Annotated in this window: 9 protein-coding genes, 7 tRNA genes and 2 pseudogenes; 17 read left to right on the top strand and 1 reads right to left on the bottom strand. The window is 35.5% G+C overall.

Annotated elements, in window-relative coordinates; all coding sequences use genetic code 11:
• The first annotated feature begins 2 nt into the window (after positions 1-2).
• The 11 genes and pseudogenes from ACMX2I_RS17270 to ACMX2I_RS17220 all read left to right on the top strand — a co-directional run bounded on the left by ACMX2I_RS17270 (position 3) and on the right by ACMX2I_RS17220 (position 4,892).
• Positions 3-76, top strand: a tRNA-Trp gene (locus ACMX2I_RS17270).
• Between the two features lie 24 nt (positions 77-100).
• Positions 101-176: transfer RNA gene (locus ACMX2I_RS17265), tRNA-His, on the top strand.
• A gap of 9 nt (positions 177-185) precedes the next feature.
• Positions 186-257, top strand: a tRNA-Gln gene (locus ACMX2I_RS17260).
• A gap of 49 nt (positions 258-306) precedes the next feature.
• Positions 307-381, top strand: a tRNA-Gly gene (locus tag ACMX2I_RS17255).
• Positions 382-386: 5 nt separating this feature from the next.
• A tRNA-Cys gene (locus tag ACMX2I_RS17250) sits at positions 387-457 on the top strand.
• Between the two features lie 7 nt (positions 458-464).
• Positions 465-553, top strand: a tRNA-Leu gene (locus ACMX2I_RS17245).
• A 278-nt stretch (positions 554-831) separates the two neighbouring features.
• Positions 832-913: transfer RNA gene (locus ACMX2I_RS17240), tRNA-Leu, on the top strand.
• A gap of 173 nt (positions 914-1,086) precedes the next feature.
• Positions 1,087-2,066 (top strand): annotated as a pseudogene (locus ACMX2I_RS17235) (tyrosine-type recombinase/integrase).
• Between the two features lie 960 nt (positions 2,067-3,026).
• Positions 3,027-3,530, top strand: coding sequence for a DNA topology modulation protein (locus ACMX2I_RS17230; RefSeq protein ID WP_394716881.1), 504 nt, complete (start codon positions 3,027-3,029; stop codon positions 3,528-3,530).
• A 93-nt stretch (positions 3,531-3,623) separates the two neighbouring features.
• Positions 3,624-4,019 carry an NUDIX hydrolase gene (locus ACMX2I_RS17225; RefSeq protein ID WP_414957642.1) on the top strand — a complete coding sequence of 132 codons (396 nt, stop codon included), beginning with the start codon at positions 3,624-3,626 and terminating at the stop codon, positions 4,017-4,019.
• Between the two features lie 129 nt (positions 4,020-4,148).
• Positions 4,149-4,892 (top strand): HNH endonuclease, encoded by a 744-nt coding sequence (locus ACMX2I_RS17220; protein ID WP_414957640.1) that lies wholly within the window; start codon positions 4,149-4,151, stop codon positions 4,890-4,892.
• 678 nt (positions 4,893-5,570) lie between these two features.
• Here the strand turns inward: ACMX2I_RS17220 and ACMX2I_RS17215 are convergent.
• Positions 5,571-6,461, bottom strand: a complete 891-nt coding sequence (locus ACMX2I_RS17215; RefSeq protein ID WP_414957638.1) for a tyrosine-type recombinase/integrase — start codon at positions 6,459-6,461, stop codon at positions 5,571-5,573.
• A gap of 417 nt (positions 6,462-6,878) precedes the next feature.
• Here ACMX2I_RS17215 and ACMX2I_RS17210 point away from each other — a divergent pair, with 417 nt between their 5' ends.
• The 6 genes and pseudogenes from ACMX2I_RS17210 to ACMX2I_RS17185 all read left to right on the top strand — a co-directional run.
• On the top strand, positions 6,879-7,160 hold the full coding sequence (locus tag ACMX2I_RS17210; protein ID WP_394716884.1) for a helix-turn-helix domain-containing protein: 282 nt from the start codon (positions 6,879-6,881) through the stop codon (positions 7,158-7,160).
• A gap of 3 nt (positions 7,161-7,163) precedes the next feature.
• Positions 7,164-7,454, top strand: coding sequence for a hypothetical protein (locus tag ACMX2I_RS17205; protein ID WP_414957636.1), 291 nt, complete (start codon positions 7,164-7,166; stop codon positions 7,452-7,454).
• A 408-nt stretch (positions 7,455-7,862) separates the two neighbouring features.
• Positions 7,863-8,468, top strand: coding sequence for a TetR/AcrR family transcriptional regulator (locus ACMX2I_RS17200; RefSeq protein WP_394716887.1), 606 nt, complete (start codon positions 7,863-7,865; stop codon positions 8,466-8,468).
• Positions 8,469-9,476: 1,008 nt separating this feature from the next.
• The gene (locus ACMX2I_RS17195; RefSeq protein WP_414957634.1) at positions 9,477-10,448 is read left to right on the top strand and encodes an acyltransferase domain-containing protein; all 972 of its coding nucleotides are present in this window, start codon (positions 9,477-9,479) and stop codon (positions 10,446-10,448) included.
• The gene (gene fabD, locus ACMX2I_RS17190) at positions 10,445-12,727 is read left to right on the top strand and encodes an ACP S-malonyltransferase (protein ID WP_268399756.1); all 2,283 of its coding nucleotides are present in this window, start codon (positions 10,445-10,447) and stop codon (positions 12,725-12,727) included. Before ACMX2I_RS17195 ends, fabD begins: the two co-directional genes overlap by 4 nt.
• Positions 12,702-17,252: pseudogene (locus ACMX2I_RS17185) on the top strand (SDR family NAD(P)-dependent oxidoreductase); the annotation flags it as partial. The gene fabD and the pseudogene ACMX2I_RS17185, both read left to right, overlap by 26 nt.
• Positions 17,253-17,275: the final 23 nt, after the last annotated feature.

The following is a 17,275-nucleotide window of genomic DNA, read 5'->3' as shown; positions in this document are numbered from 1 at the left end:
ATAGGGGCATAGTTTAACGGTAGAACAGAGGTCTCCAAAACCTCCGGTGTGGGTTCGATTCCTACTGCCCCTGCCAAATTTATGACATCTTGAGATTATGGCGGTTGTGGCGAAGTGGTTAACGCACCAGATTGTGGCTCTGGCACTCGTGGGTTCGATTCCCATCAATCGCCCCATATTATCATTGGGCTATAGCCAAGCGGTAAGGCAACGGACTTTGACTCCGTCATGCGTTGGTTCGAATCCAGCTAGCCCAGTATCACTTTTTTATATCAATTGCATATCATGTATTAAGTCCCTTAAGATGCGGAAGTAGTTCAGTGGTAGAACACCACCTTGCCAAGGTGGGGGTCGCGGGTTCGAATCCCGTCTTCCGCTCCAATTACGGCGGCATAGCCAAGTGGTAAGGCAGAGGTCTGCAAAACCTTTATCCCCGGTTCAAATCCGGGTGTCGCCTTTCTTTTGCCGGGGTGGTGGAATTGGCAGACACACAGGACTTAAAATCCTGCGGTAGGTGACTACCGTGCCGGTTCAAGTCCGGCCCTCGGCACCAATTTTACTTACATGATAAGTCGAATTGGTGTTTTTGTTTTATCATTATAACTAATCATATTAATGATCTACACAAGTGGATCATTTTTTTATTGCTTTGATTTATCATAAACAGAAGTTCTGATACATGATCATAAAGCTACTTTACCATTATGTTTAGCCAAGTCTCTTAACACTTTTTTTTTATTATCTTTCCAAAAAAACTTTTTTGAAATACGTTGACACTTAATAAGATCCGTGATATATTTATATTCGTCGGTTAGATACGACGTAAAACTTGCCGGTGTGGCGGAATTGGCAGACGCGCACGACTCAAAATCGTGTTCCTTCTGGAGTGTCGGTTCGACCCCGACCACCGGTATCGATTTTCAAAGTTTAATAATCGGTAATTGAACGTGAATATACCGTCAAATCAACGTTTCTCCATTGTGGGGAAGCGTTTTTTTGTGTTTAAAATATGTTAGTTTATAGTGTTTTCCTATCGTCTCTAATCGTGTGCGTTAATCGTGCGAATAGTTACGAAGGGGGTAAGCTATGGCAAGACGTAAAAACAATCTAAATGAACGTGAATTATCAGTAGTCCGAAAAAGTGAGAAGTCGTATGCAGAAACGTTCAAAGAAGCGTTGCAACTCTTTATTGATGATTGTGATTTACGTAATTTAAGACCATTTACTATCCGTTATTATCAAAATGAAATTCAAGCGTTTCTTAATCAATTAGAAGAACAAGGAATAGATACAAGGGAGTTAAAGCCGTATAACGTAACGGAAGAACATATCCAAGAGAATGTTATTCGTTATATGCGTATCTACAAAGGGATAAAGATTGTTTCAATCAATACCCGCTTCGTTCGTTCTTCAATTTTCTTTACAAGAAGAAGCATATTCCTAAGAATCCAATGGAAAATATAACTTTATTGAAAGATAGGAATCATGTAATTCCTACGTTCTCAAAAGAACAATTAAATACGTTGTTCAATCAACCCGATTTAACGACGTTTACGGGAGTTCGTGACTATACGATAATGATGGTTTTCCTTGAAACGGGAATACGCGTAAATGAACTTGTAGGGCTATCACTTGCCGATATTCAATGGGAAGATAGTCTATTGAGGATAAGGAACGCTAAGACGTATAGAGAACGCTTTGTCCCTATTCAAAGCGAAATGAAGAAGCAATTAAAGAAGTATATCTCCATTAGGGGAGTAGTCGAAAGTGACGCTTTATTTATAACCATAGACGGAACACCTTTGTTAAGAAGGTCAGTACAACAACGAATCGACATATACGGGGTGAAAGCCAAAATAAAAGACGTTCGTTGTAGTCCTCATACATTCCGCCATACGTTTGCAAAGTTAAGTGTCCAACAAGGGGCTAATATCTTCGAATTGCAGACCATTCTAGGACATACAAGCATGGAAATTGTTAAGACCTATGTAAACCTATTCGGAAATGATGTTAGAGAAAGGCATAAGGATTTTTCACCTTTGAAGGTGTTAAAGAAAAGAAGATAAAAGAAAAAGCCACGCGGTGCAACGCGTGACCAAACTTAGCTACAACTAAATACGGATAACCGTCTTAGCTACTTACATATATTAACGAAAAAATTAGTATATGCAAGGCTTATTAAGTAATGCCTTTTTTAGCAGCCATGCAGGTTTTCCCGTCGTGGATTGCCGACTAATACGACGATAATATAACCTAGAAAGGTTCGCCCTGCCGACGCAATAACAAGGGCTAGGACACAATTAAACGTTCCCTATTGCGTTTTGTGTCCGAAGGGTGAAAGCTACCTCTAAGTGCTGAACGAAGGAAGGGTAGACCGTTTACGGACGGTGTAGGACAAGCCACAACTAACATAGAATCCATTTCTAGTCCCACAATAAAAGGGTGTCGAATTAGCTAACTGAAAAGCCAAAGCGTAAGGTTAGGGGCTGTGTGAACCTGCTAGGGCTACTTGTTGCAGTAGGCTTGTTAAGGAGAAATCTTTTCGTTTAATAGGGATACACTACGGAAACCTCAGTAATTCCTGACGGATGTTGACCAAGTATAAGCGACTATATCTTATAGCAGATAATTATTTTATCTAGCTTATAAGGTAGTCGTTCTTATGCCTTCCGTTTTCCTCGACTAGCCTTCAAGATGTTGCCTAAGAGAAAAACAAAAAGCAAGGATAAAAATGAAATAAGCATAAGAAAACTTAATAAGATTTACAAGTGTTAGGAATAGCTTATTCAGTTATAAAACTTAAGAGGGCTATGTAATTCCAATTCAATATGAAAACGGAAGAGGAAGCCGAGGAACCTAGGACATGATTGATAAAACGAATTATTAGAATAATAATTTCAGTTCGTAAATATTTCAAGTAAGACCTAGAAAATTGGTTTTTTATGTTAAAATGATAGTAGTACATTACAAAGTTTGTGAATTGGTGCACTTACACTAATGAATCAGGATTGTTATAAGGGGGATTTATGAAAAAGGTTGTACTTATTGGTTCAGGGGGTTCAGGAAAATCCACACTAGCTAGGCAATTAGGAGAAAAACTAAATATAAATGTTTATCACCTAGATTCTTTATTTTGGAAACCTAATTGGGTAGGGGTTCCAAAGGAAGAACAAAGAAAAGTTCAAAATGACTTAGTAAAAAAGGAAGATTGGATTATTGATGGAAACTATGGTGGGACAATGGATATTAGACTAAATTCAGCAGATACAATAATTTTCCTTGATATTGATAGAAAAATTTGTACCTACCGTGCTTTCAAAAGAATTATAAAGTATCGAAATAAAACAAGACCAGATATGGGAGAGGGCTGCGAGGAAAGATTTGAGTTAGACTTTTTTAAATGGATATGGAATTATCCAAAAACTAAAAGACCAGTCATTTTAAAAAGACTTGAACAATTGTCTGAACATAAAGAAGTTATCATTTTAAAATCCCCGAAAGAGGTTCAAAAGTTTTTAGAAAATGTTTAATGGTGGCGAATATTGAACAAGGGTTTTCGTCTTTTCTTTTTGAATTAAGTGGAAGAATTCTTCAATAAGACTTAGTCATAAGGGGTTATCGTAATGCGAGATAGAGGTTCGGTAGTAATAGTAGATAAAGAAAAGGTTGGACTAATTCAAAGAATTAGAGATGGTTCTATTTATTATGTTTTTCCTGGTGGAGGATTAGAGGATGATGAAACACCAGAAGAAGGTGCGAAAAGAGAAGCCTTTGAAGAATTGGGGGTAGAAGTAAAGGTTAATGAGTGCATAGCAAAAGTTGAATTTAATGGAACGCAATATTTTTACTTATCCGAAATTGTAGAAGGAACATTTGGAACTGGGCAAGGCGAAGAGTACACCAACGAAAAGAGAGATAGAGGAACATATTTGCCAATGTGGATAGATATAGAAAAGTTAACGTCTATTGATGTTAAACCGAAAGAAGTCGCATTAAAAATTCAATCATTATTCAATTAAGGCAGGACATAGTATTTTTTTGAACACTTTCATGGGGTGTTCTTTTTATTTGCTAAACAAATATCGTAAACTTGCCAAGTGAATAATACTAATTGAAATATAGTTCCTATCAAGGGAGGATTACATAGTATGAAAGGTGAAGTTTATCGAAGTGGTGAATCTATTTATATAAATAAACCCAAAGCAAACAAACTAGCATACACTGAATACAATGAAGAATTATTCAATATTTTAAAGTCTTATATTTGGACGGTTAAAGGGGATTATCTCTATTCTAACAAGCTAAAGAAATACCTTCATAGATATGTGATGGAATTCTATTATGGCAAAGAAGCAATAGACGAAGCAAATAAAAAGAACTTTGTTGTTGACCATATAGACAATAACGGTTTCAATTGTCGAGTAAGTAATTTATGTTTTATCCCTAACAACTTGAATAAGGCTAAAGGATTAACTTTCGACAAAAGAAGAATCGAAATGAAAGAGGACATGACCTTAACTTTCTATAAAGACTTCAGTACGGGACAATTCCAGATAACAATCGCTTTCCATAAAGAGTATTTTTACATTGTTAACGAAAAAGCTATTCAAGTTGATAAAGTTTATTTTGTTTATGAGGATGACTTTGAACTTGTATTAAATGATTCAGGGAAAATTCTACAACAAGTAAATAAAAACGGGGAGTTCGACGAAAATAAGTTAAGTTGTAAAAAAATGCTATATCACCCCTCAACCTATATTAAGCTAACACCCGAGGAAAAGGGAAGCCCTATAATCGAAAGGGATGGAAAGCAATATTTAATTCTAAATGAACATACCCGTTTAGGAGAAATTCCACCTGATAAAAATTTATATGATGAGGACAAAATATAAAAAATGATTGATAATTTTAAGGGGACGTTTTAGAAAAACTGATATGAAATGTTTCTAATGTTATTAGTCACAAATACCACTTGTTTTGAAGAGGTATTTAAAGAAAGGAAGTAATTTCCTACAAATGTTACGACCCTTTGTCACAAAGATTTAACAATTGCTATAACCGTTGGGGAACAAGGGGTTTAGCCGTTTTGAAGAAAGTGCATAGAATTTTTTTAATTCAGCACTTGTATTTTAGCCCAATACAATGCCTATATAATAGAAACATACGATAACTTACAAAGTTAAAGTTAATCGTTGTTAAAACAAATCGCGTTAGCGATTCGGCGAAGCCGATAAGGGTTTAAGGCGAAGTATATTCTTTTGTAAAGAATCAAAAGAGATTACGCCTTCGGCGTGTTACTCACTTCGTTCGTAACTGAATTTATACAAAAATAGATATTAAATAATTATTGTTTACAATATAAAAGAATAAGACGGGTTATCCCGTTTTATATAGTCAAGTGTTTAAAAGCCTTCGCCACAAGCCCCATGCCCCACATGGAAACGGCGGGGGCTAACACTTTTAATTATTCTTGTTATATCTTTATGTGAGTGTTTACATGGTATTATTTCTCCTTTCAAAGACGAAGAAACCCCCGTTTCCTTAATTGGATTCGGGGGCTTTTTTCATGTCTAATAATCTAGTTTGTTGACGGAATCTAATAGGTTTTCTTGACTTGATTTTACATAACGGGCGGTCATTAACGTATTTGGAGTTCCGTCATTCCTCATATGTCCAAGCAGAACGGCGACTTCCTCAATAGAAACCCCTTTATTAACTAGCGACTTAGCGAAAGTGTGTCTTAGCATGTGGGCGTGTAGCTTTTCTATTGTAACCTTTCCTTTTGAATCAGATACACCGTTGAACTTTGTTAATAAATGATTAACGGCACGGGTTGTCATTTTGTCGCTTCGGTTTGTATCAAATAAATAGCTTCCCTTCGGCGTGTATCCTTCTTTATATGCTTTTAAATCCTTGTATAGACTATCGTTAATAGGAACTTCGCGGAATACCCCGTCTTTACCGTTCCGAACTCTTATAAAGCGTTTATTTAAAACAACGTCCTTAGATTCTAGGTTCGTTAATTCCTCAACACGTAAGCCCGTATAAAGTAGCGCCGTTATTACCGTATATTCTCTTAGCTTCGGGCGTTTACGGTCTAAGAACTCTATATAAGCCGAACGTAAAAGTAAATCAGTTTGTTCACCAGATAACCACTTCACGGACGTATTAACTTCACGTTTCATTTTAACTTGCTTCGTAATATCTTCCTTCATGTGTCCATTAACTTCTAACCATTTAAAGAACACCTTTAGGCGTTTAACATGCGTGTTAATAGTTCCTACGGTTCTTCCATCGTCTACTAATTTCTTTTGGTACTTTGTTATATCGCGAGGAATTAAAGCCTTTATATCGCTTCCAACGGTTTCTAGGAAGTCGTTAAGTGTTGCCTTATGTCCTCTTATTGTATTGTGGCTTTTATTTTCCGATTCTAAGTATTTAAGGTATGTATTTACTAGCATTAAGACAATTCCTTTCAGTCATTTAATGATTTAATTATATATGGGAATCAGACGAAAATCAACTAATAGAATTTTTGTCACAATATCTCTAATAAAACCACAACTATAACTAAGGACGTTATAAACGTTCACATTTAAGACAAATTTAATAAAAATTTTTTCTCCTTACACTTGTATTTTAGCCCGTTACAAAGCTAATAGAGTGAGGAAAAGAAATCACCTTTTCCTACGGTTAATAACTTTTTTCTGCGAAGTGTTTAGACCGATTAAAATTGGCATTTTGTGTTTCTTTGGAACGGATATAAAACGGAGGTTGAGAGAATGGGCGTTTTTAACACCTTCCTTCGTTTTTTGTCATTCTCTTTTTTTACTCTAAGTTGCACAAAGTAACACATTTAATAAACGGGAGGTATTGGAATGAAAACAAATCAAGTTGACGGTGCGTTAACTATGGATAGCAACGTGGTTATTCGAGGAAAAACAATTAAGGTTCTAAGAACAATTAAAAACCAAACATTAACGGACATGAGGGAAGCAACGGGTTTAAATATCTCAATGCTTTCAGCTATGGAGAATGAAAAGCGTTCGCTATCAGCTAGAAATCAAATAAAACTATCAAGGTATTTAGTTCGCGACTTAGGATATACGGCGGACGAAATTATCGTAATTCAAGCATTCATAAACAATAAGGAGGTTTAAAACATGGCTAAAGATTATCGCGAGTTATCGCCCAAAGATATTGAAGAACTAACCGAGATTTACCAACGGCGATTCCAGGGCGAAACAATTGTTTCTATTTGTAAAGAACTAAACGTTGACCGTCGGACATATTACCGAAAGAAGGAACACCCACAATGGAAGAAAATCGAAAAGGAACTAACCGACAAGCTAATTGATAACGCCTATGACGAAATCATGCAGACGGTAGTACAAAAGGCGATTGGACGTAATCATATGGAATGGAATAATAACATTCGATCAATTTGGATGTGATAGTTCAGTTGAACTTTGCTTATTTCCAATCCGGAAGTTTGTAACGTGTTTGAGGAAGCTGTTGAAGGTAGGATTTCTCTTCTTTCCTGAACACTTTTTACAAGAACCTGGTCTTTTTTTGATATTTAAATGCATTTCGTTGTCCTCTATAAAACTTGAAAAGTAATTTTTTGGAATAGGGAGTAATTTAATATTAGTAGTTATTTAACTTAAAATTATTTCTATAATTTTTTATGAGTAATAAGCCGTGTTTGAGCTGATTAAAAAAGGAAGTATGTTGACAATAGCGTATGATAAACGTATTATGAATATATGAGGATAGTAATTATATATTCATATAAATAAAATATATTGGGGCTGTCTTTAGTGGAAAATTAGGCTATCTCAAATGTAGAGGAGGGAAAATATATGGCAAGAGGTTTTACCCATCATGAGAAAGAAGTCATACAAGAGGCTTTGTTAAAGCAGGGACAAGAGCATTTTATCCGTCATGGTTTTAAAAAGACAAATATAAGTGAACTGTCAAAGTTAGCTGGGATTGCTCAAGGTACTTTTTATAAATTTTACGATTCAAAAGAAGCCCTATTCTTTGATATATTAAATAAGGAAGAAGCTAAGGTTAAAAAAATACTATTAGATGAAAATATGACGGGAGGCGAGATAACTCGTGCGTCCTTTAAAAAGTTCTTGATGAAAGCGTTGGACCTAATTGATAATAATCCTTTCATTCAGATGATATTTATTGGTGGTGAATATGATAATCTTTTCAGAAGACTGTCACCTGATCAGATGCAAAATCATATTGACCGAGACGAGAAACAACTTATTCCTCTTGTGGAAATGTGGCAAGAAAGTGGTAGGTTAGTGCAGGAGGAACCACATGTTATCGTTGGGACTTTGCGTGCATTCTTTCTGTTATTCTTACATAAGAAAGATATAGGTGAGGAGATTCATGATCAGACTATGGAATTTATGGCCACATGCCTATCTAATAGTTTAATAATTGAAGATTGATAATACTTCAGCAACAGGCAACAAAATGTATAATATGGTAAATATTCCACTTAAGCTGGTTATCAAATATAGTATTTCTGTTGGGATTACTTTTATTATATACTGAAAACTTTGTTTTTAATAAAATAATATAATATTCAATTTACAAATCCTAGGTATAACTTCAACGGTCTCTAGATAGTATTAGCTTTTTAGTCCTATCTTTAATTGTCCATATTAAACATGAGATGGAAGTATGGATGAATATAGAAAAGTAGCCATGAAGTTTATGTATCAATCATGTTATTGATTATATGGATAACTAAATACAGATATAAGGTCTTCATTGCCGGATAGCTAGAAGAGCAAAAGAACTAATCAGGTAAGAGTTCGAAGCGAAAAGAATTACACATGAACAGGGTAGTATTGAATAAATTCATATTCATTATTACTGCCAGAACACCAAGTTTATCGCTAGTTAAATATTACAAAAACTTAAGGGCGATCATCAAGATTACTGAGAATGAATTTTCAGAAATGAAGAAAAAATTGAGAACAACACCACTTATGAGTAAGAGGTTACTTTTGTGCCAGTAGGAACTGTAGCAGAAGAAACAACCCGTAACTACACTGCTAATCAGCTCCATGAACATAAAGATGAAATATTCAAGATTGATAAATGATTTCAGTCAGTCTTGTGTCTATTAACCCCTGGCCATACTGCTGGAGGAATGTGTTTCTTGTTATCAGATCATATTATAACAGGGGGGTACAGTTTTTATTGAAGGATGTGGCAAATGTAATACTGACGGTGGATCAGCAGTAGACATGTTTAATAGCTTCCAAAAGATGAGAAATATGGTTCCTTTAGATGTCCAGGTCATTCTTATGGGAAAGAAACCGGGTTAACGTTTAAAGAAGTCCTAGAATACAATCTTTATTTTCAGATTAGTAAGAAAGAACATTTTGTAAGGTTTAGGATGCGTAAGTATCAAACTGGATTGTATGAGTTTAAGTAGGGGGAATAATATGGAACAACGTGTTGTTTTTATGTTCTCAGGTCAAGGTTCACACTACTACCAGATGGGCGAACAACTGTTCAATCACAATAATACTTTTCGTGAAGTGATGATCGAGCTTGATGGGATGGTTAAGAAGCTGATTGGTGAATCTATTATTAAAAAAATATATCAAAAAAATAAGGGAATGATGGATTCGTTCAATCGTCTCATTTATACCCATCCAGCGATTTTTATGGTTGAATATTCATTAACTCAAATGTTGATACAGAAAGGAATAAAGCCAGACTGTGTTTTGGGCGTTAGCTTGGGGGAATATTCCTCTGCTACCATAGCGGGAATATTAAACGTCGACGAAGCATTGGAATCAATTATCGTACAAGCTAATGCGGTTGAAAGAACGTGTCCTGCTGGCAAGATGCTGGCGGTACTAGGTCCCTTCAGTATTTTTGAAGACCCTAAGGTGAATCAAAATAGTGAACTAGTTTCAATTAATTATGATTCTCATTTTGTCATTTCTGGTGAAAGTAGAAAGCTTGATAAAATCGAGCGATATTTACATAATAAAGGGATATATATCAGTAGATTACCAGTTTTGTTCGGCTTCCATTCATCAGCAATTGATCCTATTTCTCAACAATTCAAAAACTACTTAGACTATAAATCTATTCAATTACCACAGATTGATTTTATTTCCGGATTATATGGCGAAAAAATGGAACAAATCAATACTGATTATTTGTGGGACGTCATTAGACAACCAATGAAATTTTCTGAGGCTATTCGTTTTCTTGAAGACAAGTGTGACCATTTATATTTGGATGTCGGTCCTTCAGGTACCTTATCGAATTTTGCTAAACATCATATTAATTGCCATTCACACTCAAATACATATAGTATTATGACTCCTTTCAAAAGAGAATTATATAATTTGGAATATCTTGAAAATGAAATAATACGAGAAAGGATGGGGAAGAGATGAAAGCGTTTATTTTCCCTGGTCAAGGTGCGCAGAAAAAAGGCATGGGTGCCGGTTTGTTTGAACAGTTTAAAGGCAAGGTAGCATTAGCTGATCGAATATTAGGTTATTCTATTGAAGAGCTTTGTTTAGAGGATCCACAAAATGTACTAGGGCAAACTCAATATACACAACCCGCTCTTTACATTATAAATGCCTTTCATTATTTTAATAAAGTTGATGATTCAGGGCAGCTACCTGATTTTGTTGCGGGTCATAGTTTAGGAGAATATAACGCTTTATTAGCCGCCGGAGCTTTTGATTTTGAAACAGGGTTAAAACTTGTGAAAAAAAGAGGCGAACTGATGAGTCAAATCTCTGGAGGAGGTATGGCTGCTATAGTGGGACTAAACGTGGAACGTGTGGAGCAACTACTTCGAGAAAACTATATACAAAATATTGATATTGCTAACTATAACACACCTTCTCAAACGGTTATTGCTGGACCAATTGAAGATATTGATCGAGTAAAACCCATTTTTGAAGATGCTGGCGGGATATATATTACCTTAAAAGTAAGCGGTGCTTTTCATTCAAGATATATGAATAAAGTAAAGGAAAAATTGTTAGTATATTTAGATGGTTTTGAATTTGACGATCTAAATATACCCGTCATTTCCAATATTCATGCTCAGCCCTATCGTACCAATGAAATCAAAACAAACTTAATTGAACAAGTTGATCATCCTGTAAAGTGGACGGACAGCATCCGATATCTTCTTGGACATGGCAATATTGAGATTGAAGAGGTAGGGCCAGGTCAAGTTCTTTCTAATATGGTTAAGGGAATCAAGAAGGAAGCAAAGCCGTTAATAATACCAGAAAAAACAAAACCAAAGCTAGATAAAGAACCACAAAAACAACAAGCGATTATTACCGCATCCTCCTTGGGAAGTGAAAGTTTTAAAAATGATTACAACATTAAGTATGCTTATGTTACGGGATCAATGTACCGAGGTGTAGCATCTAAGGAATTAGTGGTCCGTATGGGTAAAACAGGGTTGATGGGATATTTCGGATCCGGTGGGTTGAAAAAGTCTGAGATAGAAGATGCTATTTTATATATAAAACACGAATTAAAAAATGGACAAGCTTACGGTATCAATCTTTTATCAACACCTGATAATCCTCAAAAAGAACAAGATATCGTGGATTTATTGCTTAAATATAATGTTAAAAATGTAGAAGCTGCAGCTTATATTAGTATGGGACCTCAACTAGTCAGATATAGAGCTCATGGATTAGTTAGAGATAGAGATGGAAAAGTAATATCAACTAATAGGATTTTAGCTAAGGTATCTCGTCCAGAAGTAGCTGAAGCATTTTTGAGTCCTGCCCCAGAGAGAATTGTACAAAGATTACTTCAGCAAAATGTCATCACACAGCAACAAGCTGCTATGTTGAAGGAAGTTCCGATGGCAGATGATATTTGTGCGGAAGCGGATTCAGGTGGGCATACAGACCATGGAGTGGCATTTGTTTTACTACCAGGTATGTTACGTTTGCGAGATGAAATGATGAAAAAGTATCAATATACAAAGAAAGTAAGGGTTGGGGCTGCTGGAGGAATTGGAACAGCGGATGCCGCCGCTGCAGCCTTTATACTAGGGGTAGACTTTATTGTAACAGGTTCGATTAACCAATGCACGGTAGAATCAGGTACGAGTGACGAAGTAAAAGATATGTTAAATAACATGGATATTCAAGATACGGCGTCTGCACCTGCAGGTGATATGTTTGAAATAGGTGCACGTATTCAAGTGTTAAGAAAGGGGCTATTTTTTCCAGCAAGAGCAAACAAACTGTATGACTTGTATCGTAGTCATCAATCTTTGGAGGAGATTGATGAACATACGAAGGTACAAATCCAAGAAAAATATTTTAAAAGAAGTTTTGAAAGTATATACGAAGAAGCTAAGAAAAAGATGCGTCCTGAGGTAATTGTCAAGGCAGAACGTAATCCCAAAAGTAAAATGGCGCTGGTTTTCAAATGGTATTTCAATCATACCTCACAACTCGCCTTAAATGGTGATCCAGACCATAGAGTAGATTATCAAATACACACGGGGCCAGCGTTAGGAGATTTTAACAGATGGGTAAAAGGAACTGCATTGGAACATTGGAAAAACCGTAATGTTGACATTATAGCCGAAAAAATTATGGAAGATACGGCGAAAATACTGAATGAACGGTTTAAACTCTTGACCGAGACAGGTAATGGAGGGGGTGAACTTTATGCATAAATATACAGGGGGTATTGCAATAGTAGGGATGGCTTGTCGTTTTCCTGATGCGATTAACTATAACCAGTTTTGGAATAATATTCGGAACGGGGTTCAGTCTGTAAAGGATATCCCTCAGGAAAGATGGGATAACGACCAGTTTTATTCGGATGATATAAACACTCCAAATAAGATGAATATTCGTCAAATGGCCATGCTAAAGGGAATTGATTTGTTCGATCATAATTTCTTTAACACTTCCCCAAGAGAAGCGAAGAATATGGATCCGCAACAAAGAATATTATTGGAAGAAGCGTGGCATTGCATAGAAGACTCAGGAATTTCACTAGAATTGTTGCAACAAGCAGTTACTTCGGTGTTTGTAGGTGTCATAAATACTGAATATCGTCATATTATTACCGAAAATGAAGCAGATATTGACAGTTACATGAACCTGGGGACGTTTGAATCTGTATTGGCCAATCGTATATCTCACATATTCAATTTTAGTGGGGCAAGTATGCCAGTAAACTCAGCTTGTGCTGCTTCTCTAGTTGCTGTGCATGACGCAATGCGATCGTTGAGGTTAGGAGACAGTGATTATGCACTAGTAGGAGGAGTTAACGTAGCATTAGATCCTGGTAGATACATTTCCTATAGTAAGGCTAGAATGTTAAGTCCGGATGGAAAATGTAAAACGTTTGATAAAGATGCTAATGGTTTTGTGCCGGGTGAAGGTGTTGGGGTTCTTCTTTTGCAACGCTTAGAGAATGCGCAATCACAAGGTAATTATATATATGGAGTTCTAAAAGGATCAAATGTAAATCATTCAGGAAAAACAGCATCAATTACAGCTCCAAGTGTTGCGGCTCAGAAAGATCTAATATTGGGAGCATATGAAGATGCAAAAATCAGTCCTGATACCGTCTCATATATCGAAGCACATGGAACAGGGACTAACTTGGGAGACCCAATTGAGATGGAGGCACTGATTCAATTGTTCCAGGAATATACGAATCGAAAGCAATATTGTAAAGTCGGGTCAGTAAAAACAAACATTGGACATTTGGAGTCTGCATCAGGAATAGCAGGGCTTATTAAAGTGGTAATGATGATGCGTTATAGAAAAATAGCTCCTACGTTAAATTGCAATAACATAAATCCGATTATTGATTTTGAATCTTCGCCATTTTGTTTAGCCAATGAGCTAGTTGATTGGCATCCTACACAAGGACACTTACCCCTCCGGGCAGGAGTGAGTTCGTTCGGTTTTTCAGGGGTCAATTCCCATGTACTTGTTGAAGAATATACAAATCATGCAATTACTAAAGTTACAGAAAAAGACGATGAAATCTTTATATTATCAGCTAAAACGGCTAAAAGCTTGGAAGGGCAAATTGAAGAATGGCAATCATTTGTTGAAGAAGATATATTTAAAAACAATAATTTGAAAGATATTTGTGCCACTTTACAAACAGGGAGAGGGGCTTTTGCATACCGATATGGGGTTCAGATTAATAGTAAGGATGAGTTAATGTCTCAGCTAAAAAACGCGACTATATCTAATGTAGAAGATAAACCATGGCACTTATGCATAGGGGAAGTCGACTTAACGGGGTATTCAGAAGAGATTGAAAAACTTATTAATGGTAACTATAGGTTTAATAAACACTTGACTCATGTCTTATCACTGGTAGATAGCAAAGAATTCTGGAATAAACATTGGAGAAATGAAGTTCGTTCACAATATTCGTTTGCAGTATATTATGCATATGTACAAATGTTGATGGAAATCGATTTTATACCTGATTTGATTTCATCGAAGCAAAGTGGTTTATGGGTTAGTATGGCCATAAGCAATATTTTGAAATTAGAAGATGTTTTGGATATATTAAGTGGTAAAAAGGGAGAAGAAAAGGTGGCATTTTATCGGCCAACAATGCCTTTTTATGATTTGGTCGATAATAAAGTTGTTTTGCCATGGCATTTTAATGAGGATTATTTACTACAGCTGCGATCAAGGCTATTCGAAGATGAAAACTTATACCTTAAATATGTACCAACATATATTGAAAAAGCTCGGCTACTCTTAACAAGTCAGTTTACTTTCAAAAGATACATTGAAGAATGGAATGAATATACGAAAAAAGAATTGGGATTGGATCTTATCCTGTTTTTATATGATGATTCATTACTTCATGTTAAATCTAAGGAAAAAGGTATTAAAAGATTATTGTTGATGACCATCATGAGTTCCTTAAATAAGTTGAATCTTAAATGGGGTTTATCAGAAAAAAAGCAATTTGAACATGATGCTTTTTATGAATTACTTCATTTAACTATTGATGAAGTGTTAACAAAACAGAGGTTTCTTCAATTTCTTATGGGTTCAAATATACATTACAGAGAGATTGCCGAATCACTAAACGAACGCCAAAGTAATCTGAATAGAGATCGTGAATACCCTTTGGCTAAAGCATTAAATAAGAGGGTTACGGAATTTGGTAATGCTTCTAAATGGTTGTTAAGTGCAATTTCTGAAACAAACATTCACGTTAATGAAGATATGCACAATATTGTACTGGCAAACCATAATAATAGAACCTATGATTCGGTTAGTTGTGGGATTAACCTGAATATGAAATCTACATTTCTTCAACTTTGGCAGAAAGGGGTTAACATAGAATGGAATAGACTCTATGAACAAGAGGACTTCCAAAAAGTACCGTTACCTGTCTATAACTATACACGTCGATCATTCTGGCCATCTAATGGTAATAAATCTGTTCCTCAACCAATTAAAAAAGATAGTCCAAATGACGGGCATTCAGTTAGGACATATTATCAAACAATATGGAAGGAAACTGATTTAAGGGCTGAGATGTCCCCTGACAAGTTTAAGGGTACCTTGCTCTTATTTGATGATCAGACTAAATTGTTTGATACGTTAGATGAACAACTAAAAAGTAATTTAGAAGCACAAATTATTCTTGTTCAACCAGGAACTAAATTTGTGGATAAAGGAAATAATAAATATGAAATAAACCCAATGCAACAAGAAGATTTCACACAATTATTTAATCACCTAAAACATAGGATGCTCATTCCTTCCGCATTTATTCATCATACGTCTTATACTACATCCTTTGCTGAAGAAAATATATTACGCCAACAACTTTATCTGGGGTTTTATCCATTATATTACATGACCCAAGCATTTATGAATTACAAACTAGATAAAATCACACTACTGACTTTGTCAGCAAAGAATACTTTTCATCCACAGCCTCAGCATGAAGCTTTAAGCAGCTATATTAAAACAATTCAACAAGAAAATCCATCGTATACATGTAAATATGTACAGATTGATAGTTCATATGAACTGGCAGATTGGAGTCAAATTATTTGGAATGAATTATTCATTTCCGGGGATACGGCCAATCATATTCAATACACAAAAAATAAGCGGTTAATAAAAAGATTTGAAGAAGTGGAAGTTGAAAATCAACGAACCTCACATATTCAACTTCACGAGGATGGAGCATATATCATTACAGGAGGTCTAGGTGGGCTGGGATTAATCATTGCCGAGCATCTGACCAAACAATCAAAAGTATCGTTAGTACTGACTGGGCGCTCTCCTTTAGATAAAGTAAAGGAACAACAGATAGATAAATTAAGAAGACTTTGTACTAATGTTACCTATATTCAGGCAGATGTTTCGGATAAATCTGATGTAATTAAGTTAATAAAACAAGTCAAAAAACAATTTAATTGTATTCGAGGTATTATACATTCTGCTGGTTTACATAAAAGCGGAATAATTATGAATAAGACTATTGATGAAATAGAAGAGGTACTTGCACCAAAAGTCTGGGGTACCTTTTACCTCGATGCATACACAAAAGATGAGCCATTAGATTTTTTTGTTATGTTTTCTTCTATAGTTAGTGTCGTAGGGGAAGTTGGTTTAAGTGACTATGCTTATGCTAACAGCTTTATGGATCACTATACAGAATGGCGAGAAATGCAACGGCAAAAACAGCAACGTTCAGGAAAAACACTGTCAATTAGTTGGCCAATATGGGAGGAAGGGGGAATTCAATTATCAAAGATTGTAAATCAACAATTTTTCGAGCAAACAGGTCTTAACCCTCTCCCTGCACAACAGGGCACTCAGTTTTTTCATAATCTAACATTTAACGCAGCAACTTCTACTCATTGCTTAGTAGGCTATGGTGATAAAAATAAGGTTCAATATTTTTTGGATAAACATTTTGGTCAAGAAAAAGTACTTGTTCAAGAAGAACAACAAGTACAACATGAACAGGTAGATTTAGATTTATTGTATGAAAAAACTTCACATTTATTAAAGACAATCATTGCGGAAGAATTGGGTGTAGCAGTCGAAGAAATAGACTTGGAAGTAACTTTTGAGGAATATGGTATCGACTCGATTATGATTCACCATTTTAATGCAAGATTAGAAAGTGAATTTGGTTCCATTTCAAAAACTCTGTTTTTTGAGTATCGATGTTTGAAAGATTTGATTGATTATTTTGTACAAAA

The sequence above is a fragment of the Bacillus sp. SW14 genome, from assembly GCF_047608225.1.
GTDB lineage: Bacteria > Bacillota > Bacilli > Bacillales > Bacillaceae > Bacillus > Bacillus subtilis_G.
This window is presented reverse-complemented; position numbering and strand designations above follow the sequence as displayed.

Bases quoted from the DNA above. Each gene is read 5' to 3' on its own strand.
- ACMX2I_RS17230 (WP_394716881.1), top strand. From the start codon at position 3,027: ATGAAAAAGGTTGTACTTATTGGTTCAGGGGGTTCAGGAAAATCCACA.
- ACMX2I_RS17225 (WP_414957642.1), top strand. From the start codon at position 3,624: ATGCGAGATAGAGGTTCGGTAGTAATAGTAGATAAAGAAAAGGTTGGA.
- ACMX2I_RS17220 (WP_414957640.1), top strand. From the start codon at position 4,149: ATGAAAGGTGAAGTTTATCGAAGTGGTGAATCTATTTATATAAATAAA.
- ACMX2I_RS17215 (WP_414957638.1), bottom strand. From the start codon at position 6,461: ATGCTAGTAAATACATACCTTAAATACTTAGAATCGGAAAATAAAAGC.
- ACMX2I_RS17210 (WP_394716884.1), top strand. From the start codon at position 6,879: ATGAAAACAAATCAAGTTGACGGTGCGTTAACTATGGATAGCAACGTG.
- ACMX2I_RS17205 (WP_414957636.1), top strand. From the start codon at position 7,164: ATGGCTAAAGATTATCGCGAGTTATCGCCCAAAGATATTGAAGAACTA.
- ACMX2I_RS17200 (WP_394716887.1), top strand. From the start codon at position 7,863: ATGGCAAGAGGTTTTACCCATCATGAGAAAGAAGTCATACAAGAGGCT.
- ACMX2I_RS17195 (WP_414957634.1), top strand. From the start codon at position 9,477: ATGGAACAACGTGTTGTTTTTATGTTCTCAGGTCAAGGTTCACACTAC.
- fabD (WP_268399756.1), top strand. From the start codon at position 10,445: ATGAAAGCGTTTATTTTCCCTGGTCAAGGTGCGCAGAAAAAAGGCATG.